Annotated in this window: 16 protein-coding genes, 3 tRNA genes and 4 rRNA genes; all 23 read left to right on the top strand. The window is 33.1% G+C overall.

What is annotated here, in order from left to right; all coding sequences use genetic code 11:
* The 23 genes from dnaA to malQ all read left to right on the top strand — a co-directional run bounded on the left by dnaA (position 1) and on the right by malQ (position 23746).
* Positions 1-1320 carry a chromosomal replication initiator protein DnaA gene (dnaA, locus tag TVTCOM_RS00005; protein WP_434797888.1) on the top strand — a complete coding sequence of 440 codons (1320 nt, stop codon included), beginning with the start codon at positions 1-3 and terminating at the stop codon, positions 1318-1320.
* A 241-nt stretch (positions 1321-1561) separates the two neighbouring features.
* On the top strand, positions 1562-2668 hold the full coding sequence (dnaN, locus tag TVTCOM_RS00010; RefSeq protein WP_434797889.1) for a DNA polymerase III subunit beta: 1107 nt from the start codon (positions 1562-1564) through the stop codon (positions 2666-2668).
* Between the two features lie 88 nt (positions 2669-2756).
* On the top strand, positions 2757-2963 hold the full coding sequence (gene yaaA / locus TVTCOM_RS00015; RefSeq protein WP_018590072.1) for a S4 domain-containing protein YaaA: 207 nt from the start codon (positions 2757-2759) through the stop codon (positions 2961-2963).
* Between the two features lie 15 nt (positions 2964-2978).
* Complete coding sequence (gene recF, locus TVTCOM_RS00020; RefSeq protein ID WP_434797890.1) at positions 2979-4094, top strand: DNA replication/repair protein RecF; 1116 nt, start codon at positions 2979-2981, stop codon at positions 4092-4094.
* On the top strand, positions 4095-5999 hold the full coding sequence (gyrB, locus tag TVTCOM_RS00025) for a DNA topoisomerase (ATP-hydrolyzing) subunit B (RefSeq protein WP_434797891.1): 1905 nt from the start codon (positions 4095-4097) through the stop codon (positions 5997-5999).
* 18 nt (positions 6000-6017) lie between these two features.
* Entirely contained in the window at positions 6018-8447 is a 2430-nt protein-coding gene (gyrA, locus tag TVTCOM_RS00030) for a DNA gyrase subunit A (protein ID WP_434797892.1), read from the top strand.
* A gap of 71 nt (positions 8448-8518) precedes the next feature.
* The gene (locus TVTCOM_RS00035) at positions 8519-8797 is read left to right on the top strand and encodes a YtxH domain-containing protein (protein ID WP_074920212.1); all 279 of its coding nucleotides are present in this window, start codon (positions 8519-8521) and stop codon (positions 8795-8797) included.
* Positions 8797-9054, top strand: coding sequence for a DUF948 domain-containing protein (locus TVTCOM_RS00040; RefSeq protein WP_434797893.1), 258 nt, complete (start codon positions 8797-8799; stop codon positions 9052-9054). The genes TVTCOM_RS00035 and TVTCOM_RS00040 overlap by 1 nt, the downstream gene beginning before the upstream one ends.
* Before the next feature lie 23 nt (positions 9055-9077).
* A complete protein-coding gene (locus TVTCOM_RS00045) occupies positions 9078-9395 on the top strand; it encodes an STAS domain-containing protein (protein WP_434797894.1) in 318 nt (105 codons plus the stop codon).
* Between the two features lie 2 nt (positions 9396-9397).
* Complete coding sequence (locus TVTCOM_RS00050; protein WP_434797895.1) at positions 9398-9805, top strand: ATP-binding protein; 408 nt, start codon at positions 9398-9400, stop codon at positions 9803-9805.
* Positions 9805-10581, top strand: coding sequence for a SigB/SigF/SigG family RNA polymerase sigma factor (locus tag TVTCOM_RS00055; RefSeq protein ID WP_434797896.1), 777 nt, complete (start codon positions 9805-9807; stop codon positions 10579-10581). Before TVTCOM_RS00050 ends, TVTCOM_RS00055 begins: the two co-directional genes overlap by 1 nt.
* Before the next feature lie 180 nt (positions 10582-10761).
* A 5S ribosomal RNA gene (gene rrf, locus TVTCOM_RS00060) occupies positions 10762-10878 on the top strand.
* A 9-nt stretch (positions 10879-10887) separates the two neighbouring features.
* A tRNA-Leu gene (locus TVTCOM_RS00065) sits at positions 10888-10977 on the top strand.
* Positions 10978-10984: 7 nt separating this feature from the next.
* Positions 10985-11061, top strand: a tRNA-Ile gene (locus TVTCOM_RS00070).
* A 123-nt stretch (positions 11062-11184) separates the two neighbouring features.
* A 16S ribosomal RNA gene (locus tag TVTCOM_RS00075) occupies positions 11185-12689 on the top strand.
* 109 nt (positions 12690-12798) lie between these two features.
* A tRNA-Ala gene (locus TVTCOM_RS00080) sits at positions 12799-12874 on the top strand.
* A 143-nt stretch (positions 12875-13017) separates the two neighbouring features.
* Positions 13018-15918: ribosomal RNA gene (locus tag TVTCOM_RS00085) — 23S ribosomal RNA — on the top strand.
* Positions 15919-15989: 71 nt separating this feature from the next.
* Positions 15990-16106, top strand: a 5S ribosomal RNA gene (gene rrf / locus TVTCOM_RS00090).
* The 16S, 23S and 5S rRNA genes sit together here with 3 tRNA genes alongside, the layout of an rRNA operon.
* 349 nt (positions 16107-16455) lie before the next feature.
* Positions 16456-18714, top strand: a complete 2259-nt coding sequence (gene glgP, locus TVTCOM_RS00095; RefSeq protein WP_434797897.1) for a glycogen/starch/alpha-glucan family phosphorylase — start codon at positions 16456-16458, stop codon at positions 18712-18714.
* 205 nt (positions 18715-18919) lie between these two features.
* Positions 18920-20260, top strand: a complete 1341-nt coding sequence (locus tag TVTCOM_RS00100) for an ABC transporter substrate-binding protein (protein WP_434797898.1) — start codon at positions 18920-18922, stop codon at positions 20258-20260.
* Between the two features lie 279 nt (positions 20261-20539).
* Positions 20540-21385 (top strand): carbohydrate ABC transporter permease, encoded by an 846-nt coding sequence (locus tag TVTCOM_RS00105; protein ID WP_434797899.1) that lies wholly within the window; start codon positions 20540-20542, stop codon positions 21383-21385.
* A complete protein-coding gene (locus TVTCOM_RS00110; RefSeq protein ID WP_434797900.1) occupies positions 21385-22239 on the top strand; it encodes a carbohydrate ABC transporter permease in 855 nt (284 codons plus the stop codon). The genes TVTCOM_RS00105 and TVTCOM_RS00110 overlap by 1 nt, the downstream gene beginning before the upstream one ends.
* Positions 22240-22264: 25 nt before the next feature.
* Positions 22265-23746, top strand: a complete 1482-nt coding sequence (gene malQ / locus TVTCOM_RS00115) for a 4-alpha-glucanotransferase (RefSeq protein ID WP_434797901.1) — start codon at positions 22265-22267, stop codon at positions 23744-23746.
* Positions 23747-23776 lie beyond the last annotated feature (30 nt).

Below are 23776 nucleotides of genomic sequence, written 5' to 3' on the forward strand. Positions count from 1 at the left end.
ATGGATATAGTTTCTTTATGGGAAAAAACTTTGCAACTAATAAAAGGTGAGGTATCTACAGCCAGCTTTAATGCTTTTTTTAAGGAAATAAAACCTTTAAAGCAAATATCTAATGAGCTTATTTTTTTGGCTCCAAACGAATTTATACAAAATATACTTGAAAATAGATACTTAAACTTAATTGAAAGTTGTATAAGCCAATTATCCCTAAAAAAATATCAGATCAAATTTATTTTAGACGAAAAAGAAATACAAGATACTAATGAAGAAGATAAATCTACTACTATCAAAAAAAGTTATCCCAATTTAAATCCTAAATATACTTTTGATACCTTTGTAATAGGTAATAGTAATAGATTTGCCCATGCAGCTTGTGTAGCAGTAGCTGAATCTCCAGCTAAAGCATATAATCCTTTGTTTTTATACGGAGGAGTTGGTCTAGGAAAAACACATTTAATGCATGCTATTGGACATCATATAATGTGCCAACAAGAAGACCCTAAGGTTGTTTATGTTTCTTCTGAAAAATTTACAAATGAGCTTATAAACTCAATAAAAAATGATAAGAACGAAGAATTCAGAAATAAATATAGAAATGTTGATGTTCTATTAATAGATGATATACAGTTTATTGCTGGAAAAGAAGGGACTCAAGAGGAGTTTTTCCATACTTTTAATGCATTACATGAAGCAAATAAACAAATAATCATATCTAGTGATAGACCACCAAAAGAAATCCCCACATTAGAAGATAGATTAAGATCAAGATTCGAAATGGGTCTTATAACTGATATTCAGCCACCTGATTTCGAAACGAGAATCGCTATACTTAGAAAAAAAGCTCAATTAGAAAACATAAATGTTCCAAATGAAGTAATGACTTACATAGCTAAGTACATTAAATCAAATATAAGAGAATTAGAAGGTGCTTTAACTAGAGTTGTTGCCTATTCATCTCTTACAAATAAAAATATTTCACTTGAGCTTGCAACTGAAGCTTTAAAGGATATAATATCAAATCCAAAAGGTGAAGAAATAACAGTAAACAGAATAAAAGAAAAAGTTTCAGAAGCTTTTAACATTAAAATGGATGACTTTAATTCTAAAAAAAGAACAAGAACAATAGCATATCCTAGACAAATAGCAATGTATATTTGCCGTGAACTTACTGATTTGTCATTACCTAAGATAGGAAGTGAATTTGGTGGAAGAGATCATACAACAGTAATTCATGCTCATGATAAAATAACTAAGGATATCGAAGCGAATCAACAAATAAAGGACAAAATAGATAAAATAATCTCAGATTTAAAGGGATAATTTATTCACATTTTGTCTGTTAATAACTATTACTGTAATGTTAATAAATTTTTTGTTAAGATTTTGTTCACAATATAATTAAGAGGTTTTTTATAAGATATTAACATTTTATATACAAGTTAATATCTTTTGCTTTATTTGGATTGATATACTTATCCACTTTATCCACAACACCTACTACTACAACTACTATTGTTTTTATATATATTTTTATTAAAATGCTACAAGGAGGTTATCCACATTGAAGATAATTTGTAATCAAAAACTATTAGCTCATAAAATAAGTATTGTACAAAAAGCTATTAATGGAAAAACAAACTTTGATTTATTAAAAGGAATTTTAATAGTAGCTAAAAGAGATCAAATAGTTTTAACTGGATATGATTTAGAAATTGGTATAGAAACTTATGCACAAGCAGAAATAGCAGAGGAAGGAAGTATTGTTATAGATGCAAGACTTTTTGGAGATATAATAAGAAAACTACCTGATTCATTTGTTGAGATTGAAACAGATGATGATAACAACGTTTATATAAATTGTTTAAACTCAAAATTCAAAATAAAGGGAGATAGCCCTGAAGAGTATCCTGTGTTACCTAACGTAAGTAAAGATAACTTATACAACGTGCCACAAGATATCCTAAAAAATATGATTAAACAAACTGTATTTGCCATATCTCAGGATCAAACAAAGCCAGTTTTAATGGGAGAGCTACTAGAAATAGTTAATGGAGAAGTCAGTTTAGTAGCTATAGATGGTTATAGACTTGCAGTAAGAAGCTGTTCTGTGGAAAACTTAAATTCAAATGCAAAAGTTATAATTCCTGGAAAAACTTTAAATGATGTAAATAGTCTTTTATCCACAGAGGAACAAGTTCAAATTGGATTTGATGATAAAAATGCAATTTTCATGATAAATGAAACAAAAATAATAACAAGATTATTAGATGGCGAATTTATTGAGTATAAAAAATTACTTCCAAGAGAACATAATACTAGGATTAAATTAAATACTAGAAGCTTACTTAATAGTATAGAAAGAGCATCTTTATTATCACAATCAGAAAGAAATAATCTAATAAAATTATCAATAAGAGATAATACGCTGGCAATAACATCTAATACTGAAAAAGGTAATGTTTACGAAGAAGTAGATTTGGAATTAGAGGGAGATTATTTAGATATTGCTTTTAACTCAAGATATTTATTAGAAGGATTAAAAAATATAGAAAGTGAAGAAATATTCATCGAATTTACCACTAATGTTAATCCATGTATAATTAAGCCAGTTGATGGTATTAAATATATATATTTATTACTTCCTGTAAGGATAGCTTCAAATATATAAGACTTGGAACCCAACTGCATTTAGTTGGGTTTTTATTATTTTTATGGTATAATAAGTACTTAACTAATAAGAAATAGGAGGAGTCAATATGATAGAAATAGCCATAGATTCAGAGTATATTAAGTTAGATCAATTCTTAAAACTTGCTGATATTGCTTCAACTGGCGGTCATGCTAAATTTTTAATACAAGAAGGCGTAGTAAAAGTGAATGGCGAAGTTGAAACACGAAGAGGTAAAAAAATCAGACCAGGAGATCTTATTGAAGTCGAAGGAAACTCAATAATGGTAGTGTAAAAAGGAGTCCCTTTAATGCAGCTTAATAGCTTAAAATTAATAAATTTTAGAAATTATGACAATCTGTATATAGATTTTAATAAAAATGTTAATCTCTTAGTTGGTAAAAATGGACAGGGAAAAACAAATATAGTGGAATCTATTTATATGCTATCTTTTGGCAAATCTTTCAGGACGAATAAAGATAAAGAAATCATTAAATTTGATACAGAAAGTTTGTACATTGGAGGAAATTACACTAAATACAACACAAATAGTTTAATAGAAGTTGCAATTGGAAAAAATAAAAAGGGAATTAAAGTAAATAAGATACACATCCAAAAAATTCAAGAATTACTTGGAAATTTAAATGTAGTAATTTTTTCTCCAGAAGATTTAAGGTTAGTCAAAGATGGCCCAAGAGAACGCAGATCATTTATAGATAAAGAAATAAGTCAAATAATGCCCAAATATTATAATTATTTAATAAATTACAATAAAATATTAAGTCAAAAAAATAGAGTTCTTAAAAATAGAAATATAGATACTAACTTATTAGATGTTTATGATGAAAGTTTATCTCAATATGGTAGCTATATATATATTATTAGAAGAGATTTTATTAAGAAAATTTCTAATATAGCAAATTCCATGCATACTAGATTAACTAACAATATAGAAGATTTACAAATCACTTATAAGAATCAAATGAATATAAGTGATGAAGATACTGTTATAGAAGTGAAAGAAAGATTTTATAATAAGTTAATTGAAAGTAGAGAACATGATATGGAAGTAAGAACTACAAGATATGGTATTCATAAGGATGACTTAAATATATTTGTTAATAAATTAGATGTCAGATTATATGGTTCACAAGGGCAACAAAGGACAGCTTCTATTTCATTAAAATTATCAGAAATAGAGCTAATTAAAAATGAGGTTGGAGAAAATCCTATATTAATACTAGATGATGTATTTAGTGAACTAGACGAAACAAGACAAAAACTACTAGTAGAAAATTTAGAAGATGTACAAATGTTTATAACTACAGCAGAAATAGCGCATAAAAGTATATTTAATAAAGATAATACTACTATTTTTAATATAGAAAAAGGTAAAGTAATTAGTATACAGAATGGAGGTAACTAAATGAAACAACAAGAGTATGGCGCAAGTCAGATTCAGGTACTAGAAGGTCTAGAAGCCGTTAGAAAAAGACCTGGTATGTATATTGGATCTACTGGACCAAGAGGATTACACCATCTAGTTTATGAAATTGTTGATAATAGTATAGATGAAGCATTACAAGGTTATTGTGACAGAATATATGTTAGTCTAAATGAAGATGGTAGTGTAACTGTAAAGGATGATGGTAGAGGTATACCTGTAGAGACTCATCCTAAGACTGGTAAATCTACTTTAGAAACAGTTCTAACAGTTTTACACGCTGGTGGTAAATTTGGTGGAGGAGGGTACAAGGTATCTGGCGGACTTCACGGAGTTGGTATATCTGTAGTTAACGCATTATCAAAATGGTTAGTTGCAGATGTATATAGAGATGGAAAGATATATAGACAAAACTATGAAAAGGGAATAACAACTTCATCATTAGACGTAGTTGGAGAATCTCATCATACAGGAACAATAATAAGCTTCATGCCAGATGAAACTATATTTGATGAAGTAGAGTTCAAGTATGAAACATTAGAGCATAGACTTAGAGAACTTGCTTTCTTAAATAAAGGAGTAAGAATCGTATTTGAAGATAAAAGAGTGGATAGTCAACGTAAAAAAGAATTCCATTATGATGGAGGACTAGTTGAATTTGTTAAATATTTAAATAAAACAAAAACACCTATACATGAAGACATAGTTCACATAGATAAAAAAATAGGAGATACTATCGTTGAAATAGCAATGCAATATACTGATGGATATACAGAAAATATATTCTCATTTGCAAATAATATAGATACACATGAAGGTGGAACTCACTTAGCAGGGTTTAAAACAGCATTAACTAAAACTGTAAATGACTATGCTAAACGTAATAAATTAATAAAAGAAAATGAAGTAAATTTAACAGGTGAAGATATAAGAGAAGGTCTTACAGCTGTTATATCAGTTAAACTACCAGAACCTCAATTTGAAGGTCAAACAAAGACTAAATTAGGTAATACATATATGAGAGGTAGCGTAGATAGCGTAACAGTAGAAGAATTAGGAGCTTTCTTAGAAGAAAACCCAACAACAGCTAGAATTATAGTTGATAAAGGTTTAAGAGCTCAAAGAGCTAGAGAAGCTGCAAAAAGAGCTAGAGAATTAACAAGAAGAAAAAGTGTTCTAGAAAGTACATCATTACCTGGGAAATTAGCAGACTGTGCAGAGAAAGATCCAGCCAAAAGTGAAATATTCTTAGTCGAAGGGGATTCTGCCGGTGGTTCTGCAAAACAAGGTAGAGATAGACACACTCAAGCAATATTACCACTTAGAGGTAAAATATTAAACGTAGAAAAATCAAGATTAGATAAAATATTATCTTCTGATGAAATAAAAAATATGATAACTGCTTATGGTTGCGGTGTAGGAAATGATTTCAATATAGAAAAAGCTAGATACCATAAAATAGTAATAATGACAGATGCCGATGTAGATGGTGCTCACATTAGAACATTATTATTAACATTCTTCTTCAGATATATGAGACCTTTAATAGAAAATGGATATGTTTATGCAGCACAACCGCCTCTATATAAAGTTAAAAAGCAAAAGAAAGAATACTATGTTTATACAGATAAAGAATTAGAAGTTTTATTAGAAGAAATAGGAAGAACAGGTGTTGAGCTTCAAAGATACAAAGGTCTTGGAGAGATGAACGCTGAACAATTATGGGATACAACTATGAATCCAGAAACGAGAACATTATTACAAGTTACAATAGAAGATGCTGTAATGGCAGATCAAGTATTCTCAATGTTAATGGGAGATAAAGTTGGGCCTAGAAAAGAATTTATAGAAGAAAATGCAACATATGTTACAAACTTAGATATATAAGAAAGGGGATGAGTAAAAATGGAACAAAATAACAAAATACTCCCTATAGAAATAGCCAGTGAAATGAAAAAATCTTATATTGATTATGCCATGAGTGTTATAGTTGGTCGTGCATTACCAGATGTAAGAGACGGATTAAAGCCTGTTCATAGAAGAATACTTTACTCTATGAATGAGTTAAATTTAATGCCGGATAAACCTTATAGAAAATCTGCACGTATTGTTGGGGACGTTCTAGGGAAGTACCATCCACATGGAGATACAGCAGTATATTTTGCAATGGTAAGAATGGCTCAGGATTTCTCGACTAGAGGACTTTTAGTTGATGGTCATGGTAACTTTGGTTCTGTAGATGGTGACTCACCAGCAGCAATGCGTTATACAGAAGCAAAAATGAGTAGATTAGCTTTAGAATTACTTAGAGATATAGATAAAGAAACAGTAGACTTTGTACCAAACTTTGATGAGTCTTTAAAAGAGCCATCAGTATTACCATCAAGATATCCAAACTTATTAGTAAATGGATCTAATGGTATAGCAGTTGGTATGGCTACATCTATTCCACCACACAACTTAGGAGAAACAATTGATGCAGCAGTACATTTAATTGAAAATCCAGATTGTAGTGTAGAAGAATTAATGAATTACGTACAAGGACCAGACTTCCCAACATCAGCAATAATAATGGGAAAAGAAAATATAGCAGAAGCTTATAGAACTGGTAGAGGTAAAGTAAAAGTTAGATCTAGAGCTATAATAGAAGAATTACCAAAAGGAAGACAACAAGTAGTTGTTACAGAAATTCCTTACCAAGTAAATAAAGCTAGATTAGTTGAAAGAATAGCTGAATTAGTTAAAGACAAAAAATTAGAAGGTATTTCTGACTTAAGAGATGAAAGTAACAGAAATGGTATGAGAATCGTTATAGAGTTAAAAAGAGATGCTAATGCTAACATAGTTCTTAACAATCTATATAAACATTCTCAAATGGAAGATACTTTCAGTATAATAATGCTTGCACTTGTTAACGGTGTGCCTAAAGTATTAAATTTAAAAGAAATGCTATACTACTATGTTGAACATCAAAAAGATGTTGTTACACGTAGAACGAAATTTGAATTAAATAAAGCAGAAGCAAGAGCACATATATTAGAAGGATTGAGAATAGCACTAGATAATATAGATGCTGTAATAAGTTTAATAAGAGCTTCTAAGACAACTCAAGAAGCTAAAAATGGATTAATAGAAAAATTCGGTTTAACAGATGTGCAAGCCCAAGCTATCTTAGATATGAGGTTACAAAGACTTACTGGGTTAGAGAGAGAAAAGATAGAAGATGAATACAGTGAGTTAATGAAAAAAATAGAATATTTAAGATCTATATTAGCAGATGAACAATTACTTTTAAACGTTATAAAAGAAGAAATTATAGCTATAAGAGAAAAATATGCAGATGATAGAAGAACAGAAATTAGACATGCTGAAGGTGAAATCAACATGAGAGATTTAATTGATGATGAAGAAATAGCAATTACTTTTACTCATTTTGGTTACATAAAGAGAGTACCTCTAGATACATATAAGAGTCAAAATAGAGGTGGTAAAGGAATATCAGCAATGTCTACTAGAGAAGAAGACTTTGTAAAACATTTAGTTACAACAACTACACACAGTAGATTATTATTCTTTACAAATAAAGGTAGAGTATTTAGAATGGATGCTTTTGAAATTCCAGAAGGGAAGAGAAAAGCAAAAGGAACTGCTATAGTAAACTTATTACAATTAGCACCAAACGAAAAAATAACTACTCTAATTCCAGTAGATAATTCAAATAATGAAGAGTTATACTTACTATTAGCTACTAAAAAAGGTATCGTAAAGAAAACTAAACGTGAAGAATTTAAAAATATTAATAAATCAGGGCTAATAGCAATTGGGCTTAGAGATGATGATGAATTAATAGATGTTAAAATTACAAACGGTGAAAAAGATGTCCTTTTAGTTACTGAAAATGGAATGTCTATAAGATTTAATGAAACAGATATAAGACCTATGGGTAGAACAGCTATGGGTGTAAAAGGTATAACTTTATCAGGAGATGATAGAATAGTTTCTATGAACTTAACAGATGAAGGTCATGAGTTATTAGTAGTAAGTGAAAAAGGATTTGGGAAAAGAACAGATATTAATGAATATAGAGTTCAAAGTAGAGCTGGAAAAGGAATAAAAACATATAATATATTTGAAAAGACAGGAAAAATCGTAGGAGCCGAAATGGTTGCTGAGCAAGATCAAATAATGATAATTAACTCTGATGGGATACTTATAAGATTACAAATTGAAGGAATTTCAATTTATGGTAGAGTAACAAGTGGAGTTAAATTAATGAAGACAGAAGATGAAGTAAATGTAGTTTCAATTGCAAAAATAAATATAGATGAAGAATAGGATTTTATCCTATTCTTTTTCCATATTTATTTGTAATATATAATTAATAAATATAAAAAGGAGAAATTACTATGAGTTCAAAAAAGGGATTATACTTAGTATTAGGAGCAGTAGCTGGATTTGTGACAGGATTATGCTTAGCACCTAAAGAGGGTTCTGAAATAAGAAAAGAAGCTAAAGAAAAATTAATAGAAGTAAAAGAAAATCCAAAAGATGTTCTACATGAAACATTTGATAGTGTTAAAGAAAAAATTATATCTATAAAAGATGAAATAATAGAAGATAATAATATAGAGATATCAGAAGAAGATATACTAATAAGTAAGAGCTTTGAAGAGGGAGATAAGTAATGAATGCATTAGGCTGGCAAATAGGGGCGGTTTTATTTGGTGCTAGCTTTTTTATAGTAGCTATATACTTAGCAAAAGTATTAAACAGCGCCAATAAAGTTGTTGAAAGAACAAATAGATTAATCGATGTTAATGAAAGACATATAACCGATATAATAGACAATGCTGCACATATAACAAAAAGTGTGAGAGAAATTATGGATATCATAACTAAAATTAGTAGCTTATTTAGAGTATTCAAGTTTTTCAAAAAATAGTACATTAAATGGGAGGTAGAATAATGTCAATAAAAATAAACTCAATATTAGATACAACAAATGATTTCTGGAAAGTTTCTCTTGAAGGAGAATTAGATGTATCTACAGCAGATGAATTAAAAAAGTGTTTACATAAGTTAGTTGATGAGAAGAATATAGATATGAGATTAGATCTTGAAGATTTAGAATATATAGATTCAACTGGACTTGGTGTAATGATAGGAATTCTAAAAAGATTAAAGATAGAGGATAAAGAAGTATATATAGAAAAACCTAAGAATAACGTAAGAAAAATATTCAATATAACAGGTTTAGATAAGATTTTTAAATTGGAGGGATAGTTTTGGCTTACGAAACAATAAAAATGGAGATTACAGCAAATCCGGAGTATGTAAGTATAATAAGACTAACTACTTCTGGCATTGCAAACAAAGTAGGTTTTTGTATTGATGACATAGAAGATTTAAAAGTAGCTATATCCGAAGCTTGCACAAATGCTATAAAACATAGTTTAGATGATCGATTTATAATTATATACTCAATGATAGAAAATGGATTAACTATAGAAATAATAGATAATGGTAAAGGTTACGATAGAAGTGGTGTAAGTGAGCCAGATATAGATGATCTTAAAGAGAGTGGAATGGGATTATTTATAATAGAATCTCTTATGGATGAAGTAATTGTTGAATCACAAGAAGGAAAGGGAACCAGTATAAAAATGACAAAGTATTTAGGAGTTGATATGTAATGAAGAAGGTAGCTAATGCTACAGATTACCTAAATATAGAAACTAAAGAGCTTTTTAAACTTTATAGCAAAGAAAAAAATAGAGAAGTAAGAGATATACTAATTGAAAGACATCTGTATCTAGTTAATATATTGGCAAAAAAGTATATTAATAAAGGAGTAGAGTTTGATGATATATATCAAGTCGCATCTTTAGCATTAATATATGCAATAGATAGATATGATGTAGAAAAAGGATTTGAATTCTCGAGTTTTGCTACGCCTACAATAGTAGGTGAAATAAAAAAGTACTTTAGAGATAAAGTGTGGACCTTAAGAGTTCCCAGAAGGGTTCAAGAACTAAGTAAAAAGGTAAGTGAAGCTAAAGTTGTATTAGAACAACAGAATAAAAGACATCCTAAAGTAAAAGAAATTGCTGAATATTTAGGGTGTACAGAAGAAGAAGTATTAGAGTCTATGGAAGCATCTTATGGATATCAACCAGTATCATTAGATGCAACAACTAACAGTGATTCAGAAGAAAATATATCCTTAATGGATAAAATAGCAGATAAAGATAAAGAAGAGAGCTTTAATGATATAGAATATAAGGATTTCTTGGAAAAGTTTATAAAAACATTGAATGAATTAGAAGTTCAGATTTTTAAAGGCAGGTTTTATTTAGAAAAAACACAATCAGCCTTAGCGAAGGAATTGAATATATCTCAAATGACTATTTCTAGACTTGAAAGAAAGATAATAGAAAAGCTAAAAAAAGAATATGAAAAAAATATATAAAAAACTATTGACCTATCATCTAATATAGTGTATATTATTTATTGCGCCAGAGAAATGGAGCAAAAGCAAATTATCACTTAGGTGATAGGTTAATTTTTCTTGAAAAAAGAAAAGAAAAAACATTTGACAAAAGTTTTGAAAAATGTTAGTATAATACTTGTAGTAAAAAACAAAATGAAATTTGGTTATTATAGCAAAGAGGATACACCTGTTCCCATTCCGAACACAGAAGTTAAGCTCTTGAGCGCTGATGGTACTTGGGAGGCGACTTCCTGGGAGAGTAGGACATAGCCAAATTTGGTGCATGCCGAAGTGGCGGAACTGGCAGACGCACAGGACTTAAAATCCTGCGAAACTTATACTTTCGTACCGGTTCGATTCCGGTCTTCGGCACCAAAAAAGTGGACCATTAGCTCAGTTGGTTAGAGCGCCCGGCTCATAACCGGTAGGTCTGGGGTTCGAGTCCCTGATGGTCCACCACAAAGAACTTTGAAAATTAAACAGTAGGTTAACAATAAATTAATTCTTTAAGAATTAAACTGAAACAACAAACAAACCAAGCCAGATATTCAGATAATGATTAGCTGAGCAATTGGACAACTTTTATTTGAGAGTTTGATCCTGGCTCAGGATGAACGCTGGCGGCGTGCCTAACACATGCAAGTCGAGCGATTCTCTTCGGAGAAGAGCGGCGGACGGGTGAGTAACGCGTGGGTAACCTGCCTCATACACATGGATAACATACCGAAAGGTATGCTAATACAGGATAATATAAGAGATTCACATGGATTTCTTATCAAAGCTCCGGCGGTATGAGATGGACCCGCGTCTGATTAGCTAGTTGGTAAGGTAACGGCTTACCAAGGCGACGATCAGTAGCCGACCTGAGAGGGTGATCGGCCACATTGGAACTGAGACACGGTCCAAACTCCTACGGGAGGCAGCAGTGGGGAATATTGCACAATGGGCGAAAGCCTGATGCAGCAACGCCGCGTGAGTGATGAAGGCCTTCGGGTCGTAAAACTCTGTCCTCAAGGAAGATAATGACGGTACTTGAGGAGGAAGCCCCGGCTAACTACGTGCCAGCAGCCGCGGTAATACGTAGGGGGCTAGCGTTATCCGGATTTACTGGGCGTAAAGGGTGCGTAGGTGGTTTCTTAAGTCAGGAGTGAAAGGCTACGGCTCAACCGTAGTAAGCTCTTGAAACTGGGAAACTTGAGTGCAGGAGAGGAAAGTGGAATTCCTAGTGTAGCGGTGAAATGCGTAGATATTAGGAGGAACACCAGTAGCGAAGGCGGCTTTCTGGACTGTAACTGACACTGAGGCACGAAAGCGTGGGGAGCAAACAGGATTAGATACCCTGGTAGTCCACGCCGTAAACGATGAGTACTAGGTGTCGGGGGTTACCCCCCTCGGTGCCGCAGCTAACGCATTAAGTACTCCGCCTGGGGAGTACGCTCGCAAGAGTGAAACTCAAAGGAATTGACGGGGACCCGCACAAGTAGCGGAGCATGTGGTTTAATTCGAAGCAACGCGAAGAACCTTACCTAAGCTTGACATCCTTTTGACCGATGCCTAATCGCATTTTTCCCTTCGGGGACAAAAGTGACAGGTGGTGCATGGTTGTCGTCAGCTCGTGTCGTGAGATGTTGGGTTAAGTCCCGCAACGAGCGCAACCCTTGTCTTTAGTTGCCAGCATTAAGTTGGGCACTCTAGAGGGACTGCCAGGGATAACCTGGAGGAAGGTGGGGATGACGTCAAATCATCATGCCCCTTATGCTTAGGGCTACACACGTGCTACAATGGGTGGTACAGAGGGCAGCCAAGTCGTGAGGCCGAGCTAATCCCTTAAAGCCATTCTCAGTTCGGATTGTAGGCTGAAACTCGCCTACATGAAGCTGGAGTTACTAGTAATCGCAGATCAGAATGCTGCGGTGAATGCGTTCCCGGGTCTTGTACACACCGCCCGTCACACCACGGAAGTTGGGGGCGCCCGAAGCCACTTAGCTAACCCTTTTGGGAAGCGAGTGTCGAAGGTGAAATCAATAACTGGGGTGAAGTCGTAACAAGGTAGCCGTATCGGAAGGTGCGGCTGGATCACCTCCTTTCTAGGGAGAATTAACCTACTGTTTAATTTTGAGAGTTCTTTAACTCTTACAAAAAAATATTGATAAGATTCGACAAAGTAATTATAATATATTTTGTTGAAAAATATATGGGGGTATAGCTCAGCTGGGAGAGCACCTGCCTTGCACGCAGGGGGTCAACGGTTCGATCCCGTTTATCTCCACCATTTGTACTTATTTATTAAGTACCTAGTACTTTGAAAACTGCATAACATTTAGTGATATGACATTATAAAAGAAGAAGATAAACTTCTTGAAAAATATATCATATAAAGAAGATAACTTTTAAAAATATCAAACTTTGATAACTGGTCAAGTTATTAAGGGTGTAGGGCGAATGCCTTGGCACTAGGAGCCGATGAAGGACGCGATAAGCTGCGATAAGCTTGGGGGAGTTGCACGTAAACTTTGATCCCAAGATTTCCGAATGAGGAAACTCACTTAGAGTAATGTCTAAGTATGGTATGATGAATACATAGTCATGCCAGGGGAACCCGGGGAACTGAAACATCTAAGTACCTGGAGGAAGAGAAAGAAATTCGATTCCGTAAGTAGCGGCGAGCGAACGCGGAACAGGCCAAACCAATAAAGTTTTCTTTGTTGGGGTTGCGGACATATCATAACAGAATCACTTATTCAAGACGAAGAGAGTTGGAAAGCTCCGCTATAAAGTGTAAAAGCCACGTAATTTAAAGAATAAGACTCTAGATATGATCCAGAGTACCACGGGACACGTGAAACCCTGTGGGAAGCAGGAGGGACCATCCTCCAAGCCTAAATACTACCTAGTGACCGATAGCGTATAGTACCGTGAGGGAAAGGTGAAAAGAACCCCGGGAGGGGAGTGAAATAGAACCTGAAACCCTACACTTACAAGCTGTAGGAGCACATTACTTGTGTGACTGCGTACTTTTTGTAGAACGGGCCAACGAGTTACGTTAACTAGCAAGGTTAAGCACTTAAGGTGTGGAGCCGTAGCGAAAGCGAGTCTTAACTGGGCGTTTAGTTAGTTGACGTAGACCCGAAACCGGGCGACCTATCCATGGGCAGGTTGAAGCGAAAGTAAAATTTCGTGGAGGACCGAACCCACGAGCGTTGAAAAGCTCGGGGATGACCTGTGGATAGCGGTGAAATTCCAATCGAGCCCGGAGATAGCTGGTTCTCTCCGAAATAGCTTTAGGGCTAGCCTCAAGATTTAGAGAAACGGGGGTAGAGCACTGAATGTCCTAGGGGGTATTGCACTTACCGAAGACTATCAAACTCCGAATACCGTATTCTTATGCTTGGGAGTCAGACTGTGGGTGATAAGATTCATAGTCAAAAGGGCAACAGCCCAGATCGTCAGCTAAGGTCCCTAAATGTACGTTAAGTGGTAAAGGATGTGGGATTGCACAGACAACCAGGATGTTGGCTTAGAAGCAGCCACTCATTTAAAGAGTGCGTAATAGCTCACTGGTCGAGTGATCCTGCGCCGAAAATTTCCGGGGCTAAAACGTACTACCGAAGCTACGGCATCATTTATGATGGGTAGGAGAGCTTTCTATACGGATTGAAGCATTACCGTAAGGAGATGTGGACTGTATAGAAGTGAGAATGTTGGCATGAGTAGCGAGATGTGGGTGAGAATCCCACAGGCCGTAAACCCAAGGTTTCCAGGGGAAGGTTCGTCCGCCCTGGGTTAGTCAGGACCTAAGCCGAGGCCGAAAGGCGTAGGTGATGGACAACAGGTTGATATTCCTGTACCACCAATAACCGTTTGAGAAATGGGATGACACAGAAGGATAAGCTAACCGTACTGTTGGTTATGTACGGGCAAGTATTGAGGCAGTTCTAATAGGCAAATCCGTTAGAATAATGCTGGGGTACGATGCGGAGCGAAATTTAGTAGCGAAGTAGCTGATTTCACACTGTCGAGAAAAGTCTCTATCGAGGTTAAAGGTGCCTGTACCGTAAACCGACACAGGTGGGTGAGGAGAGTATCCTAAGGCCAGCCAGAGAACTGTTGTTAAGGAACTCGGCAAAATGACCCCGTAACTTAGGGAGAAGGGGTGCCATGGAAACATGGCCGCAGAGAATAGGCCCAAGCGACTGTTTACCAAAAACATAGGTTTCTGCTAAGTCGCAAGACGATGTATAGGAGCTGACGCCTGCCCGGTGCTGGAAGGTTAAGGGGATCTGTTAGGGCAACCGAAGCAGTGAACTTAAGCCCCAGTAAACGGCGGCCGTAACTATAACGGTCCTAAGGTAGCGAAATTCCTTGTCGGGTAAGTTCCGACCCGCACGAAAGGCGTAACGATTTGGGCACTGTCTCAACAACAGACTGGGTGAAATTGTAATACCGGTGAAGATGCCGGTTACCTGCGACAGGACGGAAAGACCCCATGGAGCTTTACTGTAGCTTGACATTGAGTCTCGGTGCTACATGTACAGGATAGGTGGGAGGCTATGAAGCATGGACGTCAGTCTGTGTGGAGCCATCCTTGGGATACCACCCTTGTAGTACTGGGATTCTAACCAGCTGCCTTGAATCAGGTAGTGGGACACTGTCAGGTGGACAGTTTGACTGGGGCGGTCGCCTCCTAAAAAGTAACGGAGGCGCTCAAAGGTTCTCTCAGTACGGTCGGAAATCGTACGAAGAGTGTAAAGGCAGAAGAGAGCTTGATTGCAAGACATACAGGTCGAGCAAGGACGAAAGTCGGACTTAGTGATCCGGTGGTACCGCATGGAAGGGCCATCGCTCAACGGATAAAAGCTACCCTGGGGATAACAGGCTGATCTCCCCCAAGAGTCCACATCGACGGGGAGGTTTGGCACCTCGATGTCGGCTCATCACATCCTGGGGCTGTAGTAGGTCCCAAGGGTTGGGCTGTTCGCCCATTAAAGTGGTACGCGAGCTGGGTTCAGAACGTCGTGAGACAGTTCGGTCCCTATCCGTCGCAGGCGTAGGAAATTTGAGGAGACCTGTCCTTAGTACGAGAGGACCGGGATGGACGTACCGCTGGTGTACCAGTTGTTCTGCCAAGGGCATAGCTGGGTAGCTAAGTACGGAAAGGATAAGCGCTGAAAGCATCTAAGCGCGAAGCCTACTTCAAGATAAGATTTCCCACCGTAAGGTTAAGACCCCATGAAGACTACATGGTTGATAGGTCAGAGGTGGAAGTGTGGTAACATATGTAGCTTACTGATACTAATAGGTCGAGGACTTGACCAATATAAGTTATATCTTAAATGTTTGTAGTTTTGAAAGTACTAACAAAAGTTAATACTTTAATATAAAGATTATGTGGTTATTATAGCAAAGAGGATACACCTGTTCCCATTCCGAACACAGAAGTTAAGCTCTTGAGCGGCGATGGTACTTGGGGGGCGACCTCCTGGGAGAGTAGCACGTAGCCACGTAATCTTTTTTTATTATTAAAAGATATTTATAGGCATACTAAATAGGTATGTCTTTTTTATTATAATTTATGTATAAATAATATATATAAGATAAATAAAACTTACATCATATAATATAGAATAGTATTATTAAAATAAAAAATAATAAATAAATAAATTTATAGAATAAATATGGTTGTAAAAGCAAAATTTATAAACTATAATAACTTTAAAAAGATGATTCTAAAAATTTATAAATAATATTAATTATAGAATTCAAACTATATAGGGCATAGCTTTGAGTTTTATGGCAACGTTACCGAAAACGTTTCCAATAAATATATATAGAATCAGGAGGGAGAGAATATCTGTGAATTTATCTCAAATATTGAAGTCTAAGTGTAATAAAGACATTTCATATTGCTCAAATGAAGAAATTTACTATGCTCTATTAGAAATGGTGCAAGAGTTTGGGGAAAATAAGGTAAATGAAAAGCAAGGTAAAAAAAAGCTATATTATATCTCAGCAGAATTTTTAATTGGAAAGTTATTATCTAATAACTTAATAAATTTAGGTATTTATGATGAAGTTAAAGAAACTCTAAATAACAATGGAAAAAGCATATTTGAGATAGAAGAAGTAGAGCCGGAACCATCTTTGGGAAATGGTGGACTTGGAAGATTAGCTGCATGTTTTTTAGATTCTATAGCTACTTTAGGTCTTCCAGGAGATGGAATAGGATTAAATTACCATTTTGGTTTATTTAAACAAGTATTTAAAAATAATTTACAAAGTGAAGAGATAAATGAATGGATTGAAAAACATAGTTGGTTGAAAAAAACAAATGTAACTTATGATATTGATTTTCATGGATTTTCATTAAAGTCTAGGCTATATGATATAAATATAACCGGGTATAATAATACAACGAATAAACTTCATTTATTTGATGTTGAAACAGTTGATGAAACTATAGTAAATGACGGAATTAATTTTGATAAAGAAGATATTAAGAAAAATCTTACTTTATTCTTATATCCAGATGATAGTGATGAAAAAGGACACCTTCTTCGTATTTACCAACAATATTTTATGGTTAGTAATGGAGCTAGGTTTATATTAGATGAATGTATCACAAAGGGATCTAACCTTCATGATTTATATGATTATGCTGTAATACAAATAAATGATACTCACCCAACTATGGTTATTCCTGAACTTATACGTCTTTTAGTTGAAAAAGGAATTGAAATGGATGAATCTATAGAAATAGTATCTAAAACATGTGCTTACACTAATCATACTATATTAGCAGAAGCATTAGAAAAGTGGCCTATAGCATATTTAGAAAAAGCTGTTCCACAGCTTGTACCAATAATTAAAGAATTAGATAAAAAAGTTAGAGCTAAATATGATGATAAATCTTTATACATAATAGATAAAAATAAAAATGTTCATATGGCTCATATAGATATACATTATACATTTAGTGTAAATGGAGTAGCATCACTTCATACTGATATATTAAAAAATAATGAATTAAATAACTTTTATAAAATATATTCTGAGAAATTTAATAACAAAACAAATGGCATAACAATTAGAAGATGGTTAATTCATTGTAACCCTAAATTAACTAAGTTGATAGAAGAGTTAATAGGAAATGAATTTAAATTTGATGCAGAAAAATTACAAGGCCTAATTAAATATGTTGATGACAAGGAAGTTCTTCAAAAGTTATTAGATATTAAACAGGAGAATAAGATAAGGCTTAAAAATTATCTTAAAAAAGTTCAAAATGTAGAAATTGATGAAAATTCTATATTTGATATTCAAATAAAAAGGTTACATGAGTATAAGAGACAACAGATGAATGCTTTATATGTAATTTATAAATATTTACAAATTAAAAAAGGAAATATACCAACAACACCTATAACTGTTATATTTGGCGCAAAAGCAGCTCCTGCTTATACGATAGCAAAAGATATAATACATTTAATTTTATGCTTACAAGAACTTATAGACAATGACAAAGAAGTGAGCAAATATTTAAAGGTTATAATGGTAGAAAATTATAATGTAACTGCAGCTGAAAAATTAATACCTGCATGTGATATATCAGAGCAAATATCATTAGCATCAAAAGAGGCAAGTGGAACAGGAAACATGAAGTTTATGTTAAATGGTGCATTAACGCTTGGAACAGAAGATGGTGCTAATGTAGAAATACATGAACTTGTTGGAGATGAAAATATATTTATATTTGGAGAAAGTAGTGACAATGTAATTAAACATTATGAATGTGGAGACTATGACCCTCTTGATCTCTATATAAAAAATAAGAATATAAAAGAAGTGGTAGATTTTATTGTTAGTGATGATCTTATGAATATTGGATGTAAAGAAAATCTTATAAGACTATATAAAGAAGTAATGAGAAAAGACTGGTTTATGGGATTATTAGATTTCCAATCATATTGTGATAAAAAAGAAGAGTCATTTAAAGAATATGAAGATAGAGAGAAATGGTCGAAGAGAATGTTAGTTAATATTAGTAAAGCTGGTTATTTTTCTTCTGATAGAACTATTACAGAATATAATAATGATATTTGGAAATTAAGATAGAAAGTCAGCAGTTATACTAACAATATAATATAAATTTATATGTATATATAGCTGATTTTATATAATTAAAAATATATCACAAAATTATTGATTTTTAGAAAAATGGGTGTTACTATTTTATTACTGGGAAGGGAAAACGTTATTTCGGAAACGTTATCGGAAACCTTTCCGGAGGTAAAATAAAAATATATGAGGGGGAAATATCATGATAAAACTTAAAAAGTATTTAACAATTGCTTTATCTGCAGTTATGGCAACTGTAGCATTAACGGGTTGTTCGTCTACTAATGATGGCTCTAAAGACGATGAGAAAGGTTCAGTATACTACTTAAGCTTCAAACCAGAGCAGGAAGAACAGTGGAAAAAAATAGCTGAAGATTATGAAAAAGAAACGGGCGTAAAAGTAAAAGTAGTTACAGCTGCAAGTGGTACTTATGAACAAACTTTAAAATCAGAAATAGCTAAAGAAGATGCTCCAACACTATTCCAAATAAATGGGCCAGTAGGATATCAATCATGGAAAGATTATTGTCTTGATTTAAAAGATACAGAATTATATAAGCACTTATTAAACGAAGATATGGCAGTCAAAGATGGAGAAGGAGTATATGGTATACCTTACGTTGAAGAAGGATACGGAATAATATATAACAATGCGATAATGGAAAAATATTTTAAATTAGATGGTGCAAAAGCTAAATCTATGGATGAAATAAATAAATATGATAAATTAAAAGAAGTAGTAGAAGATATGCAAGCTAAAAAAGATAAATTAGGAATAGATGGTGTATTTGCTTCTACATCATTAACTCCTGGTGAAGATTGGAGATGGCAAACTCACTTAGCTAACTTACCAATATATTATGAATACAAAGATAAAGATGTAACTGATTCAGATAAGATAGACTTTACTTATGCTGATCAATACAAAAACATATTTGATTTATACATAAACAACTCTACTTGTGCTCCTACTTTATTAGGAAGTAAAACAGTATCTGATTCAATGGCGGAATTTGCATTAGGTAAAGCAGCTATGGTTCAAAATGGTAACTGGGGATGGGGACAAATAGCAGAAGTTGAAGGAAATACTGTTAAAGAAGAAGATGTTAAATTCATGCCTATATATACTGGTGTTAAAGGTGAAGAAAAACAAGGTCTTTGTATAGGAACTGAAAACTTCTTCTCTATAAACAACAAAGCTTCAGAAGCTGACCAAAAAGCATCTATAGCTTTCATTGAGTGGTTATTCACTTCTGATACTGGTAAAAAACATGTAACAGAAGAATTAGGATTTATAGCTCCATTTGATACATTTAAGGATGATGAAACTCCACAAGATCCTTTAGCTCAAGAAGTGTTAAGATACTTAGAAAATAAAGATTTATACAATGTAGACTGGAACTTTGTTTCATTCCCAAGCCAAACATTTAAAGATGACTTTGGAGCAGCTTTACTTGAGTATGCTAATGGAAATATGAAATGGGAAGATGTTAAGAAGTTAGTAGTTGATGAATGGGCTAGTGAAAAAGAAGCAGCTAAATAATAACAACTAATAGACCACTAAATATTTGTAAGTGTGTTTTTTAAAATTGCTAGGTTATTATTAATAAAATAATAATCTAGCCCTATTTTAAAGATAGTAAAATTAAATTAATTCAAGATAGAAAAGGCTTAGCCATAAATAACAGTATATTACCGTTAAACAAAAAAAGGATTAAGTACTAGTTAAGTGATGAAGGTAATAATATTTATGAACTAAGCTTTTTATTTAACCAAGATGATTTTATAGCACTTACTTTTTATTAATAATAGGAGGTATAGTATGCAAAAAACATTGAAAAAATATTTCGCTGTATTTTTATTACCAACAGTGATTGCATTTTCTATTGCATTTATAATCCCATTCATAACAGGATTATATTTATCATTTTGTGATTTTACTACAGTGAGTAATGCAAAATTTGTAGGTATACAAAATTATATAACGGCATTTGAACCAAGTCAAAGATTTATAGAATCATTTGGTTTCACAACTTTCTTTACCATTATATCTATAGTAACAGTTAATATAATTGCATTTACACTTGCTTACTTATTAACAAAGAAGATAAAAGGAACCAACTTTTTCCGTACAGTATTTTTCATGCCTAACTTAATAGGCGGTATAGTATTAGGTTATACTTGGCAATCCATGATAAATGCTGTTTTAGCAAACTATGGAACAACTTTAGTTGCTAATGAAAAGTATGGACTTATTGGATTAATATTATTGATGAACTGGCAAATGATAGGGTATATGATGATTATATATATCGCAGGTCTTCAAAATGTACCAACAGAATTAATAGAAGCATCAAAAATTGATGGAGCAACAAAATGGCAAACATTAAGACATGTAACAGTACCGATGGTAATGCCATCTATAACAATTTGTCTCTTTCTAACGTTATCAAACAGTTTTAAGTTATATGATCAAAACTTAGCGTTGACTAATGGGGCACCTATGCATAAAACTGAGATGTTAGCATTAAATATAGTAAATTCATTCTATGGAAGGAACAATTTTGAAGGTGTGGGACAGGCCAAGGCAGTTATGTTCTTTGTCATAGTAGCCCTTATTGCTCTTACTCAACTATATTATACAAGAAAGAAGGAGGTAGAACATTAATGCAAAACGCAGTTCCAAGAAAAAAAAGCAAGGGAAATAGTATTATATTTTTAATACTTTGTGCATTAGTAGTAATTTTTTTAGCTCCTATTTTATTTATAGTTATAAACTCATTTAAAGGTAAGTTTTTTATAAGTGATAATCCATTTTCATTTCCTACACCAGAAACATTTGTGGGAATTACAAACTATATTAATGGGTTAGAAAGAACAGGATTCTTAAGCGCTATAGGATGGTCATTCTTTATAACAATAGGATCTGTTGTAGTAATAATATTCTTTACATCTATGACGGCTTATTATATAACAAGAGTAAAAAGTAAATTAACAAGTGCTATTTATTATTTATTTGTATTCTCGATGATAGTGCCATTCCAAATGGTAATGTTCCCAATGGTAAAATTGGCAGATGGACTAAACTTATCAAACCCAATAGGTATGATTGCATTATATCTGGGATTTGGGTCAGGATTATCAGTATTTATGTTTAGTGGATTTATAAAATCCATACCATTAGAAATAGAAGAAGCGGCTATGATAGATGGTTGTAATCCATTACAAACTTACTTCTATATAGTATTACCAATATTAAAACCAACATCTATAACAGTTGCTATACTAAATGCAATGTGGATATGGAATGATTACTTATTACCATATTTAGTTATTGGTTTATCTACAAAATATAAGACAATTCCAGTAGTGATACAAATGCTTGTAGGATCAAATGGAAATAGAGATATGGGAGCTATGATGGCTATGCTTGTATTAGCGATTATCCCAATAATAGTTTTCTATTTAGCTTGTCAAAAACACATTATAGAAGGTGTTGTTGCTGGAGCTGTAAAAGGATAACAAAAAGTATTATAGGAGGGACATCATGAGAAAAAGTGGAATGTTATTACCTGTTGCAAGTTTACCATCTAAATATGGTATAGGGGCTTTCTCAAAAGAAGCTTATGATTTTATAGATATGTTACATGATGCAAGTCAAAGTTTATGGCAAATTCTGCCTCTTGGGCCTACTGGATATGGTGACTCTCCATATCAATCATTCTCTACTTTTGCAGGTAATCCATATTTTATAGACTTAGATGAACTAGTTAAAGAAAATTTATTGTCTAATGAGGAGTGTAACAGTTATGATTGGGGAGATAATAAAGAGTCTATTGACTATGAGAAGATTTATTTATCAAGATTTAAAATATTAAAAGTAGCATATAAAAGAAGTAATATAGGATTAAATAAAAAATTCAATGCATATTGCGAGAAAAATAAATGGTGGTTACATGACTATGCACTATATATGGCTATAAAAGATTCTTACTATGGAAAGTCATGGATAAAATGGAATAAAGACATAAGAGAAAGAAAAGAAGAATCCTTATTAGAATATGAAAAAAAATTGCATGAAGAAATTGAATTCTATAAGTATTTACAATACTTATTTTTTGAACAATGGAACAAATTAAAAGCTTATGCAAATAAAAAAGGAATTTCCATTATTGGAGATATTCCAATATATGTATCATTAGATAGCTCAGATACATGGGCTAACCCAGAATTATTTCAATTAGATAAAGATTGTATGCCAACGGCTGTTGCAGGTTGTCCACCAGATAGTTTCTGTGAGACAGGTCAATTATGGGGAAATCCCTTGTATGATTGGCAATATCATAAGTTTACAGATTATGAGTGGTGGATAAAAAGAATAAAACAATCATTTGAGTTATATGATATTGTAAGAATAGACCATTTTAGAGGTTTTGACGAATATTATTCTATACCATATGGAGACTTAACAGCAGTAAATGGAACATGGGAAAAAGGACCTGGTATAGAGTTGTTCAAATATTTAAAAGAAAAATTAGGAAATGTAGACATTATAGCAGAAGATTTAGGATTTTTAACAGAAAGTGTACAACAACTTCTTAAAGATACAGGATATCCTGGTATGAAAATACTGCAGTTTGCATTTGATTCAAGGGAGGATAGTGATTACCTACCTCATAACTATAATAACAATTGTATAGTTTATACTGGAACACATGACAATAACACTATTTGCGGATGGTATAAAGAAATCAGTAAAGAAGATAAAAGAATGTCTATTAATTATATGAATAACAGATATACTCGTGATAATGCTATACATTGGGACTTTATATGTTTGGCCATGAGAAGTGTAGCGGACACTTGTATAATACCAGTTCAAGATTATCTAGGTTTAGGATCAGAAGCAAGAATAAACACGCCTTCAACTCTAGGTGATAACTGGAAATGGAGGATGCAGAAAGAATGTTTTTCTAAGAAAATGATAAAGAAAATAAAGATGTTAACTAAATTATATGCAAGAATATAACTTTAATGTCTATTATGTGATAAACTGATA

It is taken from the genome of Terrisporobacter vanillatitrophus, from assembly GCF_051148895.1.
Classification (GTDB): Bacteria; Bacillota; Clostridia; order Peptostreptococcales; family Peptostreptococcaceae; genus Terrisporobacter; species Terrisporobacter vanillatitrophus.